Annotated in this window: 18 protein-coding genes; 10 read left to right on the top strand and 8 right to left on the bottom strand. The window is 41.7% G+C overall.

From position 1 onward, the window contains the following. The first annotated feature begins 88 nt into the window (after positions 1–88). Entirely contained in the window at positions 89–505 is a 417-nt protein-coding gene (locus AACX33_RS05095; protein WP_194001586.1) for an ATP-binding protein, read from the top strand. Between the two features lie 125 nt (positions 506–630). Here AACX33_RS05095 and AACX33_RS05090 read toward each other — a convergent pair whose 3' ends face one another. Next, on the bottom strand, positions 631–5,181 hold the full coding sequence (locus tag AACX33_RS05090) for a response regulator (RefSeq protein ID WP_194001588.1): 4,551 nt from the start codon (positions 5,179–5,181) through the stop codon (positions 631–633). Between the two features lie 567 nt (positions 5,182–5,748). Here AACX33_RS05090 and AACX33_RS05085 point away from each other — a divergent pair. Genes AACX33_RS05085 through AACX33_RS05075 form a run of 3 tightly spaced genes read left to right on the top strand, consistent with a single transcriptional unit; the run spans position 5,749 to position 6,569 of the window. Beyond that, entirely contained in the window at positions 5,749–5,970 is a 222-nt protein-coding gene (locus tag AACX33_RS05085; protein ID WP_194001590.1) for a hypothetical protein, read from the top strand. Positions 5,971–6,025: 55 nt separating this feature from the next. Beyond that, positions 6,026–6,418, top strand: a complete 393-nt coding sequence (locus AACX33_RS05080) for an STAS/SEC14 domain-containing protein (RefSeq protein WP_228049073.1) — start codon at positions 6,026–6,028, stop codon at positions 6,416–6,418. Then, entirely contained in the window at positions 6,411–6,569 is a 159-nt protein-coding gene (locus AACX33_RS05075; RefSeq protein ID WP_194001594.1) for a hypothetical protein, read from the top strand. The genes AACX33_RS05080 and AACX33_RS05075 overlap by 8 nt, the downstream gene beginning before the upstream one ends. A 9-nt stretch (positions 6,570–6,578) precedes the next feature. Here AACX33_RS05075 and AACX33_RS05070 read toward each other — a convergent pair whose 3' ends face one another. The 5 genes from AACX33_RS05070 to rimI all read right to left on the bottom strand — a co-directional run bounded on the left by AACX33_RS05070 (position 6,579) and on the right by rimI (position 12,562). Beyond that, positions 6,579–8,069: a hypothetical protein gene (locus tag AACX33_RS05070; protein ID WP_194001596.1), complete on the bottom strand. Its 1,491-nt coding sequence runs from the start codon at positions 8,067–8,069 to the stop codon at positions 6,579–6,581. A 10-nt stretch (positions 8,070–8,079) separates the two neighbouring features. Next, entirely contained in the window at positions 8,080–8,556 is a 477-nt protein-coding gene (locus AACX33_RS05065; RefSeq protein ID WP_194001598.1) for a hypothetical protein, read from the bottom strand. Between the two features lie 167 nt (positions 8,557–8,723). Continuing rightward, complete coding sequence (locus AACX33_RS05060; RefSeq protein WP_194001600.1) at positions 8,724–8,930, bottom strand: hypothetical protein; 207 nt, start codon at positions 8,928–8,930, stop codon at positions 8,724–8,726. A gap of 154 nt (positions 8,931–9,084) precedes the next feature. Beyond that, positions 9,085–11,556 (bottom strand): ATP-dependent Clp protease ATP-binding subunit, encoded by a 2,472-nt coding sequence (locus AACX33_RS05055; RefSeq protein WP_194001602.1) that lies wholly within the window; start codon positions 11,554–11,556, stop codon positions 9,085–9,087. 451 nt (positions 11,557–12,007) lie between these two features. After that, positions 12,008–12,562: a ribosomal protein S18-alanine N-acetyltransferase gene (rimI, locus tag AACX33_RS05050; RefSeq protein WP_194001667.1), complete on the bottom strand. Its 555-nt coding sequence runs from the start codon at positions 12,560–12,562 to the stop codon at positions 12,008–12,010. Positions 12,563–12,717: 155 nt separating this feature from the next. Here rimI and lysA point away from each other — a divergent pair, with 155 nt between their 5' ends. The 6 genes from lysA (at position 12,718) to cysW (ending at position 18,975) form a co-directional block, all read left to right on the top strand. Beyond that, positions 12,718–14,133 (top strand): diaminopimelate decarboxylase, encoded by a 1,416-nt coding sequence (gene lysA / locus AACX33_RS05045; RefSeq protein ID WP_194001604.1) that lies wholly within the window; start codon positions 12,718–12,720, stop codon positions 14,131–14,133. A gap of 219 nt (positions 14,134–14,352) precedes the next feature. Next, positions 14,353–15,276: a diadenylate cyclase CdaA gene (gene cdaA, locus AACX33_RS05040; protein ID WP_194001606.1), complete on the top strand. Its 924-nt coding sequence runs from the start codon at positions 14,353–14,355 to the stop codon at positions 15,274–15,276. Further along, positions 15,273–16,022 (top strand): isoprenyl transferase, encoded by a 750-nt coding sequence (locus AACX33_RS05035; RefSeq protein ID WP_194001608.1) that lies wholly within the window; start codon positions 15,273–15,275, stop codon positions 16,020–16,022. The genes cdaA and AACX33_RS05035 overlap by 4 nt, the downstream gene beginning before the upstream one ends. 152 nt (positions 16,023–16,174) lie before the next feature. Continuing rightward, positions 16,175–17,242: a sulfate ABC transporter substrate-binding protein gene (locus AACX33_RS05030; protein WP_194001610.1), complete on the top strand. Its 1,068-nt coding sequence runs from the start codon at positions 16,175–16,177 to the stop codon at positions 17,240–17,242. A gap of 22 nt (positions 17,243–17,264) precedes the next feature. Further along, positions 17,265–18,116, top strand: a complete 852-nt coding sequence (gene cysT / locus AACX33_RS05025) for a sulfate ABC transporter permease subunit CysT (protein WP_194001612.1) — start codon at positions 17,265–17,267, stop codon at positions 18,114–18,116. Then, positions 18,106–18,975, top strand: a complete 870-nt coding sequence (gene cysW, locus AACX33_RS05020) for a sulfate ABC transporter permease subunit CysW (protein WP_194001614.1) — start codon at positions 18,106–18,108, stop codon at positions 18,973–18,975. The genes cysT and cysW overlap by 11 nt, the downstream gene beginning before the upstream one ends. Before the next feature lie 852 nt (positions 18,976–19,827). On the opposite strand, the gene AACX33_RS05015 is transcribed toward cysW, so the two are convergent. Further along, positions 19,828–21,720, bottom strand: a complete 1,893-nt coding sequence (locus AACX33_RS05015; RefSeq protein WP_194001616.1) for a hybrid sensor histidine kinase/response regulator — start codon at positions 21,718–21,720, stop codon at positions 19,828–19,830. After that, positions 21,686–22,183: a response regulator gene (locus AACX33_RS05010; RefSeq protein ID WP_194001618.1), complete on the bottom strand. Its 498-nt coding sequence runs from the start codon at positions 22,181–22,183 to the stop codon at positions 21,686–21,688. Before AACX33_RS05010 ends, AACX33_RS05015 begins: the two co-directional genes overlap by 35 nt. Between the last annotated feature and the right edge of the window lie 53 nt (positions 22,184–22,236).

Here is a 22,236-nt window from a genome sequence, read left to right as displayed (position 1 = left end):
TTTTCATAAAACATTGTTATAACTAATTTATCAAGTAAAATTTGCTATTATTTTCCCTCCACAAATTCAAATATTTGACAGGTAAAGAATGAATAAAAAAATTCATCTAAAAGTGAAGACAGACCTTAATGATACAGAGAAAGTTTTATCATGGTTTGAGCAAATTAATCAACCTCCTCTTCCTGATCAAAATGTCTGGTGGAAATGTCAAACTTTACTGATTGAAGGTTTTACTAATATTGTAGAACACGCACACAAAAATTTACCTGTAGAAATTCCCATTGAGTTGGAAGTTGTGCGGTTAAGTGAGCATATAGAGATTCGCATCTGGTCTGTTGGTGAAGCATTTGACTTGGAACAGCAATTACAAATTACACCTGAACTCACAGATAATTTTCAAGACAGAGGTCGCGGTCTCAAAATCATTTCTTCAATAGCAGAAGAATTCAGTTATCTTCCTACAGATGATCAGCGTAATTGTCTATTTTTTAAAATCAAATATTAATTTTTTGGTCTTTCTCAGCAAGACTTAATCAGGATGTGGCAGAACGAACTGCATTCTCTGACGAAACGCTTTAGCTATTAGTCTTAGCGTCTCAAATAGAAAGAACGTGTCCCAGAATTTTGGCATTATTTAGCTTGATTATTAGGGTCATTTGCTGCTAAAAAAGCTTTAATTTCTTGTAGAAAGCCTTCTAATTCTACCATAATTTCAGTTGCACCGATGCACTCTTGTTTATGACTCATTTGTTCTAGCTTTTCTACAGCTTGCTGCATAGATATAGCTCCTACATTGGCGCTTGCACCTTTGAGATGATGTGCTTCTCGCGCTAGTTGCTGAAAATTATTGGCAGCGATGGCAGCTTTGGTTGCTTCTAAATGTAACTGGCTATCTTCAACTAATATTTGTAATAATTCCAATTCAAATTCGGTGTTATTTTCCGAAAGCTGATGTAAATGTTCCCAATCAATTGCTAGTTCAAAATCAACATTTGTATTCAAAATTACTTGGCTCCAATGCTCTAGTATGGCTCCTAATTTGTCTTTTTTTACTGGTTTACTCAAATAATCATCCATGCCAGCATCTAGACAGTTTTGTTGGTCTTCTTTCATGGCATTAGCTGTCATGGCAATGATCACGGGTTGCGGATGAAGACGACGACGAATTTCTCTAGTAGTTTCTAAACCATCTAAAATTGGCATTTGGCAATCCATGAGAATTAAGTCATAGGCAATTGTTTCTAATAGCTGTAAAACTTCTTGACCATTGTCTGCAACATCAGCTGCATAACCTAAATTTTGCAGTTGCTTCAGGGCAACTTTTTGATTGACTAAATTATCTTCGGCTACCAAAATTTTCAATTTGGATTTAGTCAAGCCAGTTTTAGGAATAATTGGTTGCTCAATTTTGGGAGATGTTGGTCGGCTTTCCAAGATATTAATGATTGTATCGAATAGCCGAGATGGTTTTACAGGTTTGACTAAATAACTAGCAAATCCTATATTTAAGGCTTTTTGAACTTCATCTCTTTGATTAGTAGAGGTCAACATAATGATGGGAATATCCGCAATTAAAGGATTTGCTTTGATTTGTGTTCCCAAAGTTAAACCATCTACTTCCGGCATTTGCATATCAATCAAAGCCACATCATAAAGCATTCCTTTTTCAGCAGCAGTTTGTAAAGCATTCAGGGCTTGGGCTGCACTGTCCGCCGCATCTACTTGCATTCCCCAACGGGTAGCTTGATGATAGATAATTTTCCGGTTGGTAGCATTATCATCTACTACTAACAAGCGCCGATGGGTGAGAATTTCCCAGTCCTGTACAGGGGAAACAGGCTGAGACTGCTGATTAAAAGCTAGTTCAAACCAAAATTGAGATCCTTTTCCTAGCTGACTGTTTACCCCAATTTTTCCCCCCATCAAACTAACTAACTGGTGACAAATAGCTAGTCCTAAACCTGTACCACCATACTTGCGAGTAATGGAAGCATCCACTTGGGTGAATGGCTGAAATAGTTTGCTTTGGTCTTCAGAGGAAATACCGTTACCTGTATCTGTGATGGAAAAATTGATGCAGGCTGTATTTGGGGTTTGATTTCGCAGTTCGGCTCGGACGACAATTTCTCCTCTGCTGGTGAATTTGATGGCGTTACCAACCAGATTCATCAAAATTTGGCGCAGCCGACTAGCATCACCTTGGAGATAAACCGGAACGTTGCGATGAATCAAGCCGGCAATTTCTAATCCCTGCTTATGGGCTTGGGGTGCTAATAATTCTAAAACTTCTTCTACACAACTAGATAAGTCAAAATCTAAAGTTTCCAGAATCATTTCTCCGGCTTCTAGTTTTGACAAATCCAAAATCTCATTAATTAAGCATAAAAGCGCATCGCCACTAATGCGAATTGTCTCGGCAAAATCACGCTGTTCTGGATTCAAATCAGTTTCTAATAATAAGCCAGTCATTCCCAAAACCGCATTCATGGGTGTGCGAATTTCATGACTCATATTGGCTAAGAAAGCACTTTTGGCTTGAGAAGCTAATTCTGCTTGTTCGCGGGCAATTTCTAGTTCTTGTCGTTGGCGTGTTTCTAGTTCCAGTAAATTGGCTTGAGCTAAAGCAATCCCGATTTGATCAGCAAGCGATCGCAAAAGTTCAATTTCCCAATTATTCCATTGCCGGGGATGATTGCACTGATGGGTAATTAGCAATCCCCAAAGTTTATGTTGCCGGAAAATAGGAATCACCAGATTAGCTTTGACCTGAAATTGTTCCAGTAATTGTTTATGGCAAGGCTCGATGTCAGATTGTGCTAGATCATGAATAACGCCTATTTTACCTTGATAGTATTTCTGGAGATAATTATCTGTGAAACAAGGTTCCATAATGTTTTGACCCATAACCACAGGTAATTCAGGAATTGCAGCTTCTTTTAGTACTGTTATAGAATGATTGCCTTGCAATTGCGATATCAGTACTCGGTCTGCTTGCAATAGTTTTTGTACTTCTGTAACGCTAGTTTGCAGAATGTCATCAATTTGTAAAGACTCACGAATTTTTAAAGTCACATCAGCTAATAATTGCGATCGCAAGTTTTGTCGATGTAAATCTTCTTCGGCTTGCTTGCGTTTGATAAACTGACCGACCTGATTACCAATAGACATCATCACTTTCAGCAAATCTGCATCTTGTGGCTGAATTGTTTTGCTGAAGAAAGTCATCACACCTATAGTAATGTTGCCACTACGGATAGGAAAACCAAAAGCTGCGTGCAATCCCACTTGAGCCGCAACTTCCATTCTCAGAAAACTCTCATCATCCGCTACATCAATGAGCCATATAGGTTCGTCACTAGCCAATATCCGCCCTGGTAATCCCATTGCTGGCGCAAAAATAGTTTGTCTGGTGATTCTTTCAAACTCTTGTAGTTCAGGGGCTAATCCATACCAGATGTCGAGACACCGCAGCACATTTGTTTGCTGATCTAGTATCCAAATTTCACCCAAATCCCATGCCAAACTCTGGCAGATACCTGACAAGATGCCTTGTGTAGCTTTAGCAATGGTGACAGATGCTGCTAAAGCGCTGGTAGTAGCATATTGAGCAGCCAAATGTTTTTCTGCTCGCTGACGTTCAGTAATATCAATACCAGTAGCAATAATATACTCAATGTTACCTTGTTCGTCTTTCAGGTGAGCATTAGTCCAAGCGATCAACCGCCGATTCCCAGATTTTGTTACCCAGTAATTATTGTAGTCTTTGATTTTCTGACCATTAGCTATCTGCTCAAAAAATGCTTTGACTGGTTCCACCTCTTCTGGAATTAAAAACAAGTTCCAAAAATGTCTATTACTCACTTCATTAAATGAGTAACCTGTGGTTTGTTCACAAGCTTGATTAAAGCGCACAATTCGCCCTTGCAAATCCAGAACTACTACCAAGACACTAGCTGTATCTATGACAGCCGAAATAAAATTGCGTTCTTTTTTGAGTATTTCCTCTGTACGTGTGCGCTCACTAACTTCTCGATAAATCTGGTAGTAGACAAAAGCCAGAATGATAAAACACAGACAAATGGCGATCGCCACTGTCATAATAGTATTACGTCTGCTGCTTCTTGCGGCTAAAGACTGTTGCTGAAGCCGTTCTTGTTCTTCTTGCTCCATTGCATTAATCATCTCGCGGATATCATCCATGAGATTTTTACCCTGATTAGTTTTGATTACCTGCAAACTAGCCTCAAATCCCTGGTTTTGTCTTAACTCAATATTCTGTTTAATTCCTGCCAGTCTGGCTGCTATCAAAGTTTCTACAGTAGTAATCTGTCTTGGTTGATTAACTTGATTTGCTGTTAATGTTTTCAATAATTGGATTTGTTGAGTAATCTTGGTAACTGCCAATTCATAAGGTTCTAAATAAGACTTTTCACCTGTGAGAATATAACCACGCTGTCCAGTTTCAGCATCTGTCATCAGAGAAAGTAATTGTTCTTGAATATTGATTTTCTCTAAAGTTTTTTGCTGTTGATTACTAATTTCTAGATAAGTTTTTGTATTCTGATATGAAACCAAACCAATGAGGACGAGAATTGCTGATGCTAATCCCAATCCTCCCGCAATCTTTTTGAAAAATTTAAACCGGGCTTTCTTTGATTGTTGACGCTCCTGATTTACGAGTATCAAACTCGCTAAATTACGTCGCAGTTCCAATTGCTTAATAACTTGATGACCTAAAATGCGTAAAGCATTTACTTGTTCCTCCGTCAGATTACGCGGTACTTGGTCAATGACACAAAGGGTTCCCAAACTGTGTCCTTCAACATTAGTCAGAGGTATACCCGCATAAAACCGGACGTTGGGGTTTGATGTTACTAGTGGGTTAGTAGCAAATCGTTCATCAGTTGTGGCATCAGGAACGATAAATACATCTTTTTGCAAAATAGCATGAGCGCAAAATGCTATATCACGTGGGGTTTCTAGGGCTTCTAAACCAACTTTAGATTTAAACCATTGGCGATTGGTATCAACCAAACTAACCAAGGCGATGGGAGTACCGCAAATATACGAAGCTAACCGAGTCAGTTCATCAAAAGATTCTTCAGGTTGGGTATCAAGAACTTTATACTCTAAAAGCGCCTCAACTCTTGCCGCTTCGTCATCAGGTAATGATGCTTTCATAGGTGCGAATCCCTGCCTATAGTCGTTATGCGAGGTTACTCAGATTATGTCGCATGATTTTAATCATGACACAGGAAATTCAGTATATGAGAAAAATGAATTAATTGTAATAAATCTGACACACAATTAGCTTTATCTGGTCAGCAATACATTTTTAGGAATTGATTTCAGTTCACCAACCGGATGGGAAATGATTGAAAAGGCGATCGCATCTTTAGTTAAGACAATTGTTCAAATCGACGAATCAGTTTAGCCACCGATAATTCAGACATTTTGCCAACTTGAATGAGGAAGCAGTCTAGGTTGATCAAAGACTCTACATCCTAGTGCTAAATCAATCTAGAATTTATTTAAAAGCGATGTATTCGGTAAGTTAGGTGATCAACTACGCTGGGCGGTTACGAGATCAGCTATGCTGGGCGGTTACGCCATCGCACTATCTCCACCAATGCAGCCAACCACCATGCTTTGGAACTCGGAGGTTTAGAGCGAATGGTTGAAGCTTCACTGAGAGAGATGTTCTGCGTTTATGTATGATTGAGATAAAACAAACTCAAATATCTGCTCATGACATTACAAGAATTGCAAAAACAAGTCTTGAAATTACCAATGAGTCAACGCTGGCTATTGGTACAAACTTTATTAGAATCAATCCAACAAGAAACTCAACCAGTCTCAAAGAAGGGTAACTTATCCCGACTGCATGGTATTGCTAAAGGTACAGACATATCAAGTGATGAAAATATTGTTGCAGATTATGTCAGTTATCTAACTGAGAAATACCAGTGATGCGAGTTTTTATTGAATAGTAATATATTAGCTGGTGAGATGCAAAATGCCAACAATGAAAGTTGAACTACAATTGTCTTCAGAAGATTTGATCAAAGCTGTTGAGCAATTGAGTCAAGCAGATTTAAAGCAGTTTATTTCTCAAGTTATCGCTTTACAAGCACAACGTACTGCTCCGAGTTTGATGCAACAGGAGTCAGAATTGTTATTAAAAATTAATCAGGGGATTTCTTTAGATATTCAGAACTATTACAATGATTTAATAGCAAAAAGAGAAGCAGAAACTCTAACTGATGAGGAATATAGAGAGTTATTGAGCTTAACTGAACAGATTGAAAAACAGCAAGCACAACGCATTGAATATTTGGTAGAGTTGGCGAATTTACGAGGAATTTCGCTGAATGCGTTGATGGAAAGTTTAGGTATTCAGACGCAAGTTTATGTCTGAAAAAAGAGTCACAGCACAACAGAAAAAAGCTGTCGCTAAACGTGCAAATGGATGTTGTGAATATTGTCGAAGTCAAGTGAGGTTTGCTATTCAACCCTTCTTAAGTGATCATGCGATCGCACTCACAGCTATATATGAATCGTTCAATTAATGAAAAGTATTATCTCCTAGATTTTTCTTGGCAGAATGAACACGCCTTAAGTCCATGCTTTTGAAAGATACTAGGATTCGTATTAATGTAAATTTTGCGTTTATTATCATACATCATATATTCTAGTGCTAAACTCTTCCAGTGATTACAATCTCTATGAAAGTGATAATTTTCATTGGTTAAAATTCCTATATATTCCGAGCCTCTTAATTTTCTTGATATTTCTTGAGATTGTTTTCGTATCTCTTGATTTAAATTTTCTATTTTAACTTTGTATTGATGCTGTTCTTGAAGTAGTTTTTCTATTTGAGAATTTAATATTTTTTGTTGGTTTTCTAAACTATTTTTTCTACTTAACTCTTGATTTAGAAGGAGGATTTGATTTTGTTGGTTAGTTTTTATACCATTAAGTTTATTAATTTCTTCACGAAAATCAATTATTTGAGAATTTAATTGACTAATATAATTTTCACATTTTTTTATGTTTTTATATAGGTTATCAATTTCATGTAATCTTAAATTGTAGTCTACTAATTTTTCCTCTAAATTTTCTATTGCCACATCTCTTTGGTAACCAAGATCATTTATTATTTTTTGGAATTTTTTAATATCTTCATTGCCATCATTTTTATAGATATTAAGTGAGGATATTTTTTTAATTAATTGCTCAATTTTATAAATTAGTTTTAATCTCTTAGGGCTTATTTGAGTTTCTTTCGCTTTTATATCTTTACTAATTTTATCTAGTAATTCTTCAACAAATATAATTTCTGAAGTTTGAATTTTATTCATGGAATTAACTAGATTTTCAATCTGAATATAATCTTTCTCTTCTTCACTAATTATAAGTGCTTGAAAAAATTTTTGAATCCTGTTTAGAGTTTGATATTTCTTCGGTCTTCGAGGCTCTAATTCATTTTCAACTAAATTTCTTTTTTGTTCTAATACTTCTAGTGTTTTAGCAACTCTTTCATGGCTTCCATTTCCGTTTGTACTGAGTCTTGCAATTATTTTTTCATATAGCCAAATTTGAGATTCTAACTTATTTAATTTTTTAACTTGTTCATGATTATCTAATTGTGAAGCAAATTCGTTTTTTTGAACTTGTTGTTGAAAATTATTTACCTTTGCAGCTATTTTTCCTGTAAAGCAGCAAAGAAGTAACTCAATAGTTTGAGCATATGGGAAAGAGTAATCAGTAAAAAAACCGAAGAGAAGCCAAAATATTAAGGTTCCTAATAAGAAAAATATAACTTGGAAATAGCTTACCAACTTGCCAAACAAAGTTAAAGGCTTTAAGTCTCTATTTAAGAGATAAGGATAATAATAATTATTATTAACAGTATTATTATCACCTAGAATATTGTTGTTATTACCATTCCCTTGAATGGCTCTGATATCATTACCTTGATTTAAATTGTGATTTACGGCAGTATCAGTCTGATGCGGTGCATTAGCATCAGGCTGTTGTGAGTCAGAACTATCAGGTAACTGACTCATAAATTAATTCCTACAGACCCAATAGGTCAGAACGAGCAGCAGCAGCTAACCAAGTTGCAACTTTCACAATAATAGGCTTCGCAGTAGACCAAACTTTTTTTCCTGCATCTACTGTTTTGCTAGTTTTCTCAAGTGTTTCTGCCACAGTTCCTAAACGCTCTAATGCTCTGCTGTTATTTGGTTCTTCTTTGTCGGTTGCTTTCTTTGCAACACCCAAGTCTTCAATTACTTCTTCTTTAGTATTTGCTGGTAATTCTGCTCCTTCAACCAAAGTTTCGAGTTCTGTTAACAACTTTACGATACCTTCTTTGGTTAACGGTGTTCCAGTATCAGTAACAACTTGATTCTGTTGTGTAAGTTGATTACCATCTCCCAGAACTGCCTGATTATTATTTCCTTGCACTGCTCTGATATTATTACCTTGAATATTGTTAAGATTGCCACTAACAGAACCACCAACTGAAAACCCACTGGGATTGCTAGTCATATTACCTATCTTTTGGATTTATGGAGCGGACACTAAAATTCTACCTTCAATCGATTCATACTCATCTTCTAATAACTATAACTTAGCTTTTTGATAATTATTACTATAAAATACAACATCATAAACCTATTTGGGTTTAAATGCAGAACTAAAACTTACGACTATCATCACTCTTCTATCAATTGTTTCAGTTCATCAATATTTGCAGAAAATCGAAGTTCAGCATTTTCTTCTTCTTGCTTTGCTGCTTGCAAATTTTGAGAAATTTCCTCCCGGCGTTCCTCCCGTAAATATTGCTGCAATAATAATTGAATATGTAACTTCTCTTCAGTTGAAAAACATTTTATCGCTTCAACCACATCACTAAACATCATAACTGTCAATACCTGTTATTACTATATTTAAAATTTAATCCTAGATCAAAACCCCTCTTCCTCCTCTCTGCGTCTCTGCGCCTCTGCGTGACACAAAAAAAACGGCAGAGAATCAAAATTCCCTACCGCATCTTCAACTTTTACAAATTATTAACTACGACTCAATGCCTTGGGGTAACAATTCCCGGCGTTGTTCAGAACTAACTTGGACAATCCCATTCTCATCAACATCAACTATGGCTGTATCGCCATCCTTAATGCGACCAGACAGAATCTCTTCCGCTAGACTATCTTCTAACAAGCGCATAATCGCTCGACGTAACGGCCTTGCACCGTAACTCGGACTGTAACCTTCCTCAATCAAGCGATCCTTGAAGCGATCGGTAACTTCTAAGACGATACCCTTCTCAGTTAGACGACCAAATACTTCCTTGAGCATGATTTCGGCAATTTGTGTCACCTCTGGCTTGCTCAACTGACGGAAGACGATAATCTCATCTAGTCGGTTGAGGAACTCAGGACGGAAGTATTGCTTCAGTTCTTCGTTCACCAAAGAGCGAATGCGGTTGTATTGAGTCTCGGTAGCATCATCGGCGAATTCAAAGCCGATACCGCCGCCGCCTTTTTCAATTACCTTAGAACCAATGTTGGAAGTCAAAATCAGCAAGGTGTTCTTGAAGTCTACCGTGCGACCTTTGGCATCGGTTAACCGACCGTCTTCCAAAATTTGCAACAGCATATTGAAGACATCGGGGTGGGCTTTTTCGATTTCGTCGAATAGCACCACTGTATAAGGTCGCCGTCTGACAGCTTCAGTTAATTGACCGCCTTCGTTATATCCAACATAACCAGGAGGCGAACCAATCAGTTTACTGACGGTGTGGCGTTCCATGTATTCCGACATATCCAGGCGGATCATTGCTTCTTCGGAACCAAAGAAGTAAGAAGCCAAGGACTTCGCTAACTCGGTTTTACCTACACCAGTTGGACCGGAGAAGACAAAACTAGCGATGGGTCGATTGGGATTTTTCAAACCGACACGAGCGCGACGAATTGCCCGTGAAACTGCTTTCACTGCGTCTTCTTGACCGATTAAGCGCTGATGCAAGGTATCTTCCATGTGCAGCAGCTTCTCGGATTCCGATTCGGTGAGCTTGTTCACCGGTACGCCAGTCCAGGAAGCGACGATGTGAGCAATATCCTCTTCGTCAACTACAGGTTCTTCACCTTCAGTCCCGGTGGCGCTGGTTTTGCTTTGAGCGATCGCGCGGATTTCGGCTTTGATTTCCATTTCGCGATCGCGCAGTTCGCCAGCTTTGTCAAAGTCTTGTCCGCGTACAGCGTCGTCTTTTTCTTTTAAGATTTGACGTAGTTCTTTGTCTAACTCTTTGGCTGCTGGTGGCAATTGGGAGTTAATCAAACGTACCCTAGAACCAGCTTCATCGATTAAATCAATGGCTTTGTCTGGAAGGTAGCGATCGCTGATGTAACGGTCAGATAATTTGGCCGCAGCTACAAGCGCTTCATCAGAGATTTTCAGCTTGTGGTGTTGCTCGTAGCGTTCGCGCAACCCGTGCAAGATTTCAATAGTTTCATCAACTGACGGTTCACCCACCATTACTGGCTGGAAGCGTCGCTCAAGGGCTGCATCTCGCTCGATGTGCTTGCGGTACTCATCTAAGGTTGTGGCTCCAATACACTGCAACTCCCCTCTAGCCAAAGCTGGCTTGAGGATATTTGCTGCATCAATGGCTCCTTCCGCCGCACCTGCACCAATTAGGGTGTGTACCTCGTCAATCACCAGAATGACATTACCCGCAGAGCGGATTTCATCCATGATTTTCTTGAGGCGTTCTTCAAATTCACCCCGGTACTTGGTTCCTGCTACTAGCAAGCCAATATCTAGAGTGACTACGCGCTTATCTTCCAGGATATCGGGGATATCTTTGTTGGCAATGCGCGATGCTAAACCTTCAGCGATCGCTGTTTTACCAACCCCTGGTTCACCAATCAATACTGGATTATTTTTAGTCCGGCGACCCAAAATTTGGATCACTCGTTCAATTTCTTTGGCGCGTCCTACAACTGGATCTAGCTTGTTGTCCGTCGCCATTTGGGTCAAGTTCGAGCCAAACTCATCCAAAGTTGGAGTTTTGGTGCGTCCCGATGGACCAGTGGCTGAAACCTCTGCTGTTTCTCCCAGCATTCGGATAACTTGGGTTCGTACTTTCGATAAATCTACCCCTAGATTTTCTAGCACCCTGGCTGCCACACCTTCCCCTTCCCGGATCAGGCCCAACAGCAGATGCTCGGTGCCAATGTAGTTATGCCCTAATTGGCGCGCTTCTTCCAAGGATAGTTCTAAAACTCGCTTTGCCCGTGGCGTAAACGGAATTTCCACAGCCACAAAGCCCGAACCCCGGCCTATGATTTTTTCTACCTCAATGCGGGCATCTTTAAGATTGACACCCATTGATTTCAACACTTTGGCCGCAACTCCCGTACCTTCCCCAATCAGACCCAAGAGGATCTGTTCGGTTCCGACAAAGTTGTGACCTAAGCGGCGGGCCTCTTCTTGGGCCAGCATGATTACCTTAATGGCTTTTTCTGTGAAGCGTTCAAACATACATTTTTCCCATCACCTGCGTCGTGCCGGTATGCTGATTTTAGCACAGGCTCGGCTTTTGGATGCCTGTATAAAGATTATAGGCGACCAGAAAGTTTCGCCCCAGATGATGGCGTAATTGTTAATTATTTATTACTTTTTATCTGGCTGCTATACTGAGGGGCTTGAGTCTACCAGTGTTTCTGGGCTTGACTACTATGCAACAGACCACGATGGTTAAGGGTTTATTCAACCATTTACAAACATTAACTTTTAACATATTCATCCGGATCAAGTCAAGAATATCGCCAACCTATATATTTTTCTAAAGTCAAACTTTTTATTGATTAAATATTTCAATCAAATAATTTGCCGGAAACCTGAATTTTTGATCATTACTGTGATCCTGATCGCGGTTTGCTCATTTTCAGCGCCGAAGAAGCAGGGGAGCAGGGGGGGATTTGTAAGTTACTCAAAGTATTTGCCAAAAAGACTGGCGCAAGCGATCCCCGGAGGGGGGGCTTTGCCCATCGCTCACAGTAATGTACCAATTATCCAAAGTTTCTGGTAAATCTGAGAGCCACAGCACCAGAGCATCTTCGCCATTATCTTGGTAATAACCCTTACGCCGCCCCGCTATTTTGAAGCCAAATTTTTCATATAAAGATATAGCCGCCACATTAGAAGCTCGGACTTCGAGGGTAGATCGTTCTAAACCGCGATCGCAAGCAGCCTTCAGCAAAGAATATAGTAAAACCTGCCCCAAGCCTTGACGGTGATATTGGGGATGAATCGCCAAAATTGTAATGTGTGCTTCGTCTAAAATTGCCCAAAAACAGCCCAATCCCAGCAGCTTTGACGGAGCCAGGGGGGAAAACAAACCCAATAATTCACTGTTAGGACTGTCTAACTCTCTTTGGTAGCCTTCCATCGTCCACAGACCGCCAAAACAGGCTTGATCTAGTTCCAGGATTGCACTTAGATCCTCTGAAGTCAGTGTTTTAAGCTTTAAATTTAATGAAGTCACGTTTATGGGGAATGGGGAATGGGGAGACAATAGCGAACTGAAGTTAGGCATATCTCCTGTTACCGTGATATTTTCGGTAAACTGAGAATCGGGTGACTTTCTCACGCCACGCCCAAAAAAATTTCAACTTTGAGCAAGGATAATTTATAAAAACTATGGTATCGACTCACCCCACAGAGGTTCAATATGCTGGTAGTCAGTATTTACCTCAAAGGCGCAACTCAGAGGCTAATGTTTCCCCCAATCAGGAACTTTTGCCTTTGACCGCTCAAGTTAATAGTCAAGACATCCTGGAGATTGGTGGGTGTGATGTCACAACCCTAGTGCAGCAGTTTGGTTCACCTTTGTACATTTTAGATGAAGAAACGCTGCGTTTAGCTTGTCAGCAATACCGCGATTCATTTAAGCAATATTACCAGGGAGAATCTCAGGTATTATACGCCTCAAAAGCCTGGAATTGTCTAGCTGTTTGCGCGATCGCAGCATCCGAAGGTTTGGGAATAGATGTAGTTTCAGGAGGCGAACTCTACACAGCGCTGAATGCTGGTGTTAGTCCTGATAAACTCTATCTCCACGGTAATAATAAATCTCGTGAAGAACTAGTTTTAGCCATCGACTCTGGTTGTACCATTGTGGCGGATAACTGGCAAGAACTGCATACCTTGGTGAACATAGCAGAACAAGCACCGGGGACATCTTCCCCCATCCGCATCATGTTGCGGTTAACACCAGGGATTGAATGCCATACTCACGAATACATTCGCACGGGACATTTAGATAGTAAATTTGGCTTTGACCCCAATGATTTGGACGAGGTATTTACCTTTGTCAGTCAGCAACCTTGCTTAAACTGCGTAGGGTTACACGCTCACATTGGGTCTCAAATTTTTGAACGCCAACCCCATCAAGATTTGGCAGCTGTGATGGTGCAGTGGTTACAAAAGGCGGCAAATTACGGTTTAAGTATCACAGAATTGAATGTTGGTGGCGGTCTAGGAATTAGGTACACCGAATCTGATGATCCCCCCAGTATTGAAGAATGGGTCAAGGCGATTTGTGAAGTCATTCAAGCCGCTTGTACAGCCGCAAATCTGCCTTTGCCGAAATTGTTGTGTGAACCTGGGCGATCGCTGATTGCCACGGCCTGCATCACGGCCTATACTATTGGATCAACGAAAGTCGTACCCGAAATTCGTACCTACGTCTCAGTTGATGGCGGTATGTCTGATAATCCCCGACCAATTACTTACCAATCAGTTTATCGCGCAGTAGTTGCCAACAAGGTATCTGCTCCGCTCACCGAAACAGTAACCATTGCTGGTAAGCATTGTGAATCAGGGGATATTCTGATTAAAAACGCTCAACTGCCAAAAACTGAACCAGGGGATATTCTGGTAATTATGGGAACTGGTGCGTACAATTACAGTATGGCATCTAACTATAATCGCTTACCCCGGCCAGCAGCTGTTGTAGTGGTGAATGGCGAGGCCAATTTAATTTTGCGCCGCGAAAGTTATCAGGACTTGATTCGACAAGATTGTTTGCCAGACAGACTAAACGTGCAGAAGTAACCAGTTGAAATCAGTTAACAGTTACCAGTTAACAGGCATATGTGAGGAATTGAAACCCGCCACCAAAGCTTTCCACTAATTGGTGTGGTCTTTCACTAGTTATAAAACTGATAACTGATAACTGATAACTGTTAATGCCTCAAGCGTAAACCTTTGGGGCATGAAAATGACAGCGAAATGACCGAATATTGAGGGAGAACAAAGAGTAATCCAGATGTCATGAGAGATTCACCGAAGCAATGGCTGACAAACCTGGGATGGTCGCAGTCCTTGCTGCTTGGGACTCTGGATATCTTGTTAGTGTTAGCGCTGACTTACATCATACTAGTTATTATTAGTGAGCGCCGAACACTGTGGATGGTACGGGGTTTTATTCTCTTGATGCTAGCCTCAGCAATCAGTGGCAGAATGGGTCTACCACTGCTAAATTTTGTTCTCGAAAAATTGGTGATTGGCTGCGCGGTGGCGATGGCGGTTGCTCTCCAGTCCGAGTTTCGCCGATTTTTGGAGCAAGTGGGACGTGGTGAATTTCAGCAGTTATTTAAACCATCCAGTTTAACTATCCCCAAGTCTGATAGTGTGATTGATGAAATTGTGGATGCGGTGAAAGAACTTTCAAAAAACCGCATAGGAGCTTTGCTGATTTTGGAAACAACTGGTCCAATTCACGAGCGGGATTTTTCTGTACCGGGAGTCAAGCTGAATGCGGATGTTTCTAAGGAACTGATCCAAACAATTTTTCAGCCAAAAACTTTACTGCACGATGGGGCAACCTTGATCCGTGGCTCGCGGATTGTGTCATCAGGTATAATTTTACCACTTTCGGGACGCACAGCCTCGCGCCAGTTGGGAACACGCCATCGGGCGGCGATGGGAATTACTGAGCGAGTCGAAAATTGTATCTGTGTCGTTGTATCAGAAGAAACGGGTTCTATTTCCTTAGCGGAACGAGGAAATCTGAATAGACCACTCACCATTAGGACACTCAAAGAGTCTTTAGATGCTCGATTATCAACCTCTGTAGATCGGGAAGCTGTTGCTCCTAGTCTGTTAGGTTTGGGTCTTCAGGTGGGTCGTAAGGCAATAGGATTAGTTTCACGTGTACTCGGATTACCATCGACCGCTTCTCGCAATAAAAAATGACAGCACAACAAACTGAATTGCAAAATTTACCCTCTGACTTAAAACGAGAACTACTGCCAAAGCACGTTGCAGTGATTATGGATGGCAATGGTCGATGGGCTAAACTTCAAGGTCTACCCAGAATTATGGGACATAAGCGAGGAGTGGATGCCCTGAAAGATTTGCTGCGCTGTTGTCAAGATTGGGGCATTCAGGCACTAACGGCTTATGCTTTTTCTACTGAAAACTGGAAAAGACCCCAGGAAGAGGTAGATTTTTTGATGACCTTGTTCCAAAAAGTTTTACGCCAAGAACTACGGGAAATGATCGAGGAGAATGTGCAAATCCAGTTTGTGGGCAACTTGGATGCTCTGCCGCGATCGCTGCAAGCAGAAATCTCCCGCTCAATGGCAGAAACCAAGAATAATCGTGCCATTCGGTTTACGGTAGCTACTAATTATGGCGGACGGCAGGAAATTTTACAAGCTTGCCGCGCGATCGCCGAAAAAGTGCAGCAAGGTCTTATTCAACCTGATGAAATTGATGAACAGTTATTTGAGCGTCACCTGTACACAGCCGGAATTACTGACCCCGATTTATTAATCCGTACCAGTGGCGAAATGCGCCTTTCAAATTTCCTCCTCTGGCAAATGGCCTATGGAGAAATCTATATTACTGATGCTCTTTGGCCAGATTTTGACCGTAACGAATTTCACCGCGCCTTGTGTGCCTACCAGCAACGAGAGCGGAGATATGGGAAAGTTTAGATCAGACGGATAAAAACGACTAATCAATATATCACCAAAACAATTTAAAATCCAACATTTCCAAATATGTAAGTAATATCTATGACTAATTGCTAAAATACTAAATCTTAATCGATTAACTGTAGATTTAAATTCAGGAGCATCAGGTCGGTATGTGGCTAGATATTTGCAATCGATGGAAAGGCACGTCTTTAAAAAGCTTTATTCCGCTGTTTCTAGTAGGAGTCAGCTTGATTAGTGCGATCGCTGCCTGCTCTCCTGGTAATAGTGGCAGCGCTTCCACAAGAAAAGAACTTACCTTGGTGAGCTACGCTGTCACCCGCGCCGCATATAAAAACATTATTCCCCTATTTACAGAATACTGGCGAGACAAAACCGGACAGACAGTCACCTTTGGCCAAAGCTACGGCGGCTCAGGCTCCCAAACTCGTGCAGTGATTAACGGTTTAGAAGCCGACATAGTAGCCCTAGCACTATCGGCAGACACCCAGCAAATCCAGGATGCCGGACTGATTAAAGCAGGCTGGGAGAAAAAGACACCCAACGGCGACGGTATTGTTCACAGCTCTGTGGGAGTCATCGTTACCCGCGAAGGCAACCCCAAAAATATTAAAACCTGGGATGATTTAGCCCGCGATGATGTCAGAGTGATTACGGCAAACCCCAAAACCTCCGGTGGCGCTCGTTGGAACTACATGGCCTTGTGGGGGAATGTAATCAAAACAAGCGGCACAGAAGCACAAGCCAAAGACTTTGTAACTAAAGTCTACGGCAACGTGCCAGTTTTACCCAGAGATGCCCGTGAAGCCACTGATGCATTCTTTGCCCAAAAACAAGGAGATGCACTGATTAACTATGAAAACGAAGTCATCTTAGCTAAACAGCAGGGACAGGACTTACCTTATGTAGTTCCCAATATTAATATTTCTATTGATAGCCCGATTGCCGTAGTAGATAGCTATGTGGATCGGCAAGGTAACCGCGAAGTAGCAGAAGCATTTGTCCAGTTTCTCTTTACCCCCCCAGCCCAGCGCGAATTCGCCAAAGTAGGCTTCCGGCCTGTCATCCCGGAAGTAGTCGCGGAATTTGCCGAAAACTATCCCAAAATCTCCACCCTGTTCACCATCGCAGACTTTGGCGGTTGGAATCAAGTCAGCCCCAAATTCTTTGCTGATGGCGCAATCTTTGACGACATCCAAGCCAATATAGCAAGTCGCTAGGTCTAACTCATATTCTGTAGCCATGACAGTTTCCAAAACACAGTCTACCTCCCCCTCCGCGCCCAAAAATTGGCTCAAGGGCTTTTCTTTGCCGTGGGGGGTCACCATTACCTATCTCTCCATCGTCTTGTTGCTGCCTGTGTCCGCCTTAATACTGCGGGCTGCAACCCTCTCACCAGCAGAATTTTGGCGGCTGGCTACTGCTCCCGTTGCCCTATCAACCTATAACATCACCTTTGGCACTGCCCTCTTTGCCGCCGCTATCAACTGTGTGGCTGGCACTGCCACAGCCTGGGTGCTGGTGCGCTACGAATTCCCTTTTAAACGGGTTTTAGATGCGGTGATTGACCTGCCCTTTGCTCTACCCACAGCAGTTGCAGGTATCACCCTCGCCACAGTTTACAGTGAGCAAGGCTGGATTGGCTCATTTCTGACTCCCCTTGGCATTCGGGTTTCCTTCACTCGCCTGGGGGTAGCGGTGGCCATGGTATTTATTTCTGTCCCTTTTGTGGTTCGTACCGTGCAGCCTGTGCTGCAAGAGCTAGATTACACCATCGAAGAAGCTGCCTGGTCTTTGGGGGCTTCCCGGTGGGAAACTTGTTGGCGGGTTGTGCTGCCGCCGCTGATACCTGCCATCCTCACTGGTACAACCCAAGCTTTTGCCCGTGCTGTAGGGGAATATGGCTCAGTGGTTTTGATTGCAGCTAATATTCCCTATCAAGATTTAATTGCCCCCATTCTAGTCTTTCAGCGCCTAGAGGAAAACGACATGGCTGGGGCTACGGCTATTGGCACGGTGTTACTGCTGATTTCCCTGGTACTTTTGCTGATGGTGAACGTATTACAAGCTTGGAGGCAACGCTATGACGGCTGAATCTAAATCTATCCAGTCTCTCCCCGGTGAAGTCAAGTCCGAGAAAGGTAGAGAGTGGGGAAAAATTGCTTTGATTGCGGCAGTCGTGACCTATTTGGCGATGGTCTTGCTTCTTCCTACCCTTTATGTATTTATTGGAGCTTTCAGCCGGGGTATTGGCCCGTTTTTCGCCACCCTCATCGACCCCGACTTTACTCAAGCCCTGCGCCTGACAGCAATGGCTGTAGGAATAGCTGTACCTTTCAACGTTGTTTTTGGGCTATGTGCAGCCTGGGTAATTGCCCGCCGTCGGTTTCGGGGACGTACTCTGCTGTTGAGCATTATCGACTTGCCCTTTTCTATTTCGCCCATTGTGGCAGGTTTAATGCTGGTTTCCCTCTATGGACGCAATGGGCTACTAGGTCCCCTGCTACAATCTTTGGATATCAGGATTATCTTTTCCTTTCCCGGCATTGCTCTGGCGACGATGCTTGGGGGAATGCCCTTTGTTGCTCGTGAAGTCATCCCAGTACTGGAAGAAGTCGGGACTCAGGAAGAAGAAGCTGCTAAAACCTTGGGGGCTGGAGAATGGCAAACTTTCTGGCGAGTGACACTGCCTTCTATTCGTTGGGCATTGCTTTATGGAATTATTCTCACTACGGCTCGTGCTATGGGAGAGTATGGTGCTATTGCTGTGGTTTCGAGTAATTTAATTGGCCGGACTCAGACCCTTACCCTATATGTAGAAGGGGCTTATCGCAATTATGATTCCCAAAGTGCCTTTGCCGCTTCGGTGGTGTTAGCGGGACTTGCTGGTGTCACACTGGTGATTAAAGAGGTGTTTGAGCGCCGCATCCGCATCAAAGATGAAGAGGTTTAGGGAGAAAAGCCTCTCCTTACCAAGGAACCACGATGTTCACACAAGTTGAAAAACCTGATCCACTTTCATTTGGTAGCGTGTGTTATGGACGTTAGGACTAACGCACCGAGAATCGAAGATGGTGCATTGCACGACGCGACAACTACAAAAAATGATTTGGAGATTTAATCATGTGTGTGTACACGGTGGTTTCTTACCTAGTACAGGTCGGCGGAAATAAACAGACCATTCAAAATCAATGAAAAGCCTAGAGGATAATATTTTTGACTTTTGACTTTCGACTTTTGACTTCCGCCTTGCGGTACTAGGGCTGTAGGGAGAAGGAGAGGGACAGGTTCCTGCTGCTTGACGTTCACTGAAAGAAAAAGCCAGTAATTATCAGGGGTAAGAGAATTAAGGCAGACACAATTAACACAAGTGTTGCCGGATCAATTTTAATATGGTTCTTCTGTGGATCTCGCATTTGCCACCATCTCAAAGGAACTAATATATAGGACTACTATTTGATTTTTGAACAGACACGTAGGGTGTGTTAGCGGTAGCGTAACGCACCAAAGCCTTAATAATGGTGCGTTACGGACTTCATCCTAACGCACCCTACTGGCGTGGCAAGGCTAAAATGTTGCAATAGATTTTTGAGAAAATTGAGATGAATCGATGTTTTCAGCTTTTTCTCTAATGCACTATTTTAAGCTTGCCACGCCACTACAATACTTAATTTTTTCATAAATCAAACCGGATTCCTATATATATTCAGCCTAGAGGATATTTGCTCCTTTTTCCCAGTTTCTTCAGGCTGAGAAAATAAAACAATTCAATTTTTTGGCTACTTTTGTCTTCCTGATAGCGATACTAATTCCTACTTTGAACAGCGCTAATGGTTTGCAGTAACTGATTAGCTGTGTAAGGTTTGGCTAAAAAGGCTTTAACGCCCACATCATGAGCTGCATTGACTTTCTCTGTTGTGGCTAGTCCACTGACGGCAATGATTTTTACCTTTGGGTTGATTTTTTGCAATGTCTTAATGGTTGTGATTCCGTCCATAGAGGGCATAACCATATCTGTTAAAACAAGAGATATTTTATCTTGATTTTCTACATATAAAGCTATGGCCTCAATACCATCACTGGCTGTGATTGCTTGGTAATTATGGTTTTCTAAAGATGTTTTCGTAATATCCCGAATAGCAGCTTCATCATCTACAACTAAAATCAGTTCGCCATGACCTTGGGGCAAACTCTGCTCTATTTCTTCTATGGTTTCTGTGATATCTTGGGCGGGCAAATAAACCTGGAATTGACTGCCGTTTTCTGGTTGGCTGTGTACTTTGACAAACCCACCGTGGCTTTTAATAATTCCCATGACTGTAGAAAGTCCTAGCCCAGTTCCTTTACCCGTTTCTTTAGTGGTAAAAAATGGCTCAAATATCCGCTCTAATATTTCTGGGCTAATACCCATTCCTGTATCGATGACAGTAATGACTATATAGGAACCAACTTGAGCATCAATGTTCATCCTGGCATAGTTTTCATCTATTAAGAGATTTTCTGCCAAGATTTTTAGTTTTCCGCCGTTGGGCATGGCATCACGAGCATTAACACACAAATTCATCAGCACTTGATGTAATTGTGTGGCATCACCGGATACAGTCCAAAGATTTTGGGGAATTTGGCTAGTAACTTCTATTGATCTGGGAAAGGTTTCTTTGATAATGTGCTGAATTTCTATAATTAAATGCTTGAGTTGTAAAAGAGTCCGCTCTCCTTCTATTCCACGAGTAAATGATAATACTTGATTAACTAAACTGGCTCCACGTTGAGCATTGGAGATCAAAATGGGCAACAATCTCCGAGAGCGCTCATCATGCATTTGCGACTCTAAAAGTTGTGCTGTCATCATAATTGGAGCGAGAACATTGTTAAGATCATGGGCTATACCGCTGGCTAATGTGCCAATGCTTTCTAATCTTTGCGCCCTGAGAAACTGAGATTCCAGTTGCTTTTTTTGGGTAATGTCAGTGTTGACAACTAGGATGGATTGTGGTGTATTACCAAAGTTTTTAACTAACGTCCAACGACTTTCGACAATAATTTCTTGGCCGGATTTGGTTCTTTGATGTAATTCTCCTTCCCATGAACCATGTTCCATGAGATGTTGGAATGCTTGTTCTAATAGCTGTTCATTGTTTTCATGCCAAAGCTCTTGGGTTTTTTTGCCAATTACTTCTGCTTTTTTCCAACCGTATAAATCTTCGGCGGCTTTGTTCCAATATAAAACAGGGTCGTCTATATCATGGACAAAAATGGCATCGGTGGCAATGTCGAGTAAGGCAGCTTGTTGGCGGATTTTCTGTTCTGTTTGTTTGCGCTCCATTGCGTAACGGATGGAACGCTCTAGCAAGGGTGCAGTTAATTGGCTTTTTTCTAGATAATCTGCTGCGCCGGCTTTCATGGCTTCTAGGTCTATTTCTCTGTCTCCCTGACCGGTGAGTAATATGATCGGGGAGGAGCATCCGTTGGCGATCGCCTCGCGTAATAGCTCTAGTCCACTATTCATTCCTAAACGATAGTCTACCAGATAGAGATCATGATTTTGATGTGCGATCGCATCCTTTCCCGTTTCATAACTATCTCTCCATGACAACTCGCAGCCAGCCACCTGAAATTCCCTAAACCAATCACGAGTTAAGATATAATCGTCTTCATCATCATCAACTAATAGAACTTTGATCGGGTTTTCGTTCATTGATTCCTCCCACGGATTCTAGTGGCAGTTGCACTATTTGAAACCAGTATTTTCCTATACTTTTGATCATTTCAACTAAGGCGGCAAATGTGACTGGCTTAGTGATGAAGGAACTTGCACCTAAATTGTAAGTATGGTATATGTCCTCTTTGTCATTTGAGGTAGACAGCACAATCACGGGAATACTCCGCAGGATGGCATCTGTTTTAATATCTTCAAGCACCTCAAGACCGCTTTTTAGGGGCATATTTAAATCTAATAAAATTAACCCTGGACGTGGAGCTTGACTTTTGTCAGTATATAAACCACGATTATACAGATAATTCAGCAACTCTTCACCATTACTCACAATATGTAGATCGATGGGCAATTGGCTTTCTAGCAATGCCTCACGAACTAATATGCGGTCATCTTCATCATCATCTGCCATTAAGATTGTGACGCTTGTTTGACTACCCTGCACCCTGAATGATCTCCTATAAACTATTGACGCTCGTCATCGAGTTTTAATAAAAA

Origin of the sequence: Nodularia sp. LEGE 04288, assembly GCF_963896525.1 — a bacterium.
Classification (GTDB): domain Bacteria; phylum Cyanobacteriota; class Cyanobacteriia; order Cyanobacteriales; family Nostocaceae; genus Nodularia.
Note: the sequence above shows the minus strand (reverse complement) of the source record. Positions and strands in the feature narration are given on the sequence as shown.

Coding starts and splice junctions, on each gene's coding strand:
- AACX33_RS05095 (WP_194001586.1), top strand. CDS start 89: ATGAATAAAAAAATTCATCTAAAAGTGAAGACAGACCTTAATGATACA.
- AACX33_RS05090 (WP_194001588.1), bottom strand. CDS start 5,181: ATGAAAGCATCATTACCTGATGACGAAGCGGCAAGAGTTGAGGCGCTT.
- AACX33_RS05085 (WP_194001590.1), top strand. CDS start 5,749: ATGACATTACAAGAATTGCAAAAACAAGTCTTGAAATTACCAATGAGT.
- AACX33_RS05080 (WP_228049073.1), top strand. CDS start 6,026: ATGAAAGTTGAACTACAATTGTCTTCAGAAGATTTGATCAAAGCTGTT.
- AACX33_RS05075 (WP_194001594.1), top strand. CDS start 6,411: ATGTCTGAAAAAAGAGTCACAGCACAACAGAAAAAAGCTGTCGCTAAA.
- AACX33_RS05070 (WP_194001596.1), bottom strand. CDS start 8,069: ATGAGTCAGTTACCTGATAGTTCTGACTCACAACAGCCTGATGCTAAT.
- AACX33_RS05065 (WP_194001598.1), bottom strand. CDS start 8,556: ATGACTAGCAATCCCAGTGGGTTTTCAGTTGGTGGTTCTGTTAGTGGC.
- AACX33_RS05060 (WP_194001600.1), bottom strand. CDS start 8,930: ATGATGTTTAGTGATGTGGTTGAAGCGATAAAATGTTTTTCAACTGAA.
- AACX33_RS05055 (WP_194001602.1), bottom strand. CDS start 11,556: ATGTTTGAACGCTTCACAGAAAAAGCCATTAAGGTAATCATGCTGGCC.
- lysA (WP_194001604.1), top strand. CDS start 12,718: ATGGTATCGACTCACCCCACAGAGGTTCAATATGCTGGTAGTCAGTAT.
- cdaA (WP_194001606.1), top strand. CDS start 14,353: ATGAGAGATTCACCGAAGCAATGGCTGACAAACCTGGGATGGTCGCAG.
- AACX33_RS05035 (WP_194001608.1), top strand. CDS start 15,273: ATGACAGCACAACAAACTGAATTGCAAAATTTACCCTCTGACTTAAAA.
- AACX33_RS05030 (WP_194001610.1), top strand. CDS start 16,175: ATGTGGCTAGATATTTGCAATCGATGGAAAGGCACGTCTTTAAAAAGC.
- cysT (WP_194001612.1), top strand. CDS start 17,265: ATGACAGTTTCCAAAACACAGTCTACCTCCCCCTCCGCGCCCAAAAAT.
- cysW (WP_194001614.1), top strand. CDS start 18,106: ATGACGGCTGAATCTAAATCTATCCAGTCTCTCCCCGGTGAAGTCAAG.
- AACX33_RS05015 (WP_194001616.1), bottom strand. CDS start 21,720: ATGAACGAAAACCCGATCAAAGTTCTATTAGTTGATGATGATGAAGAC.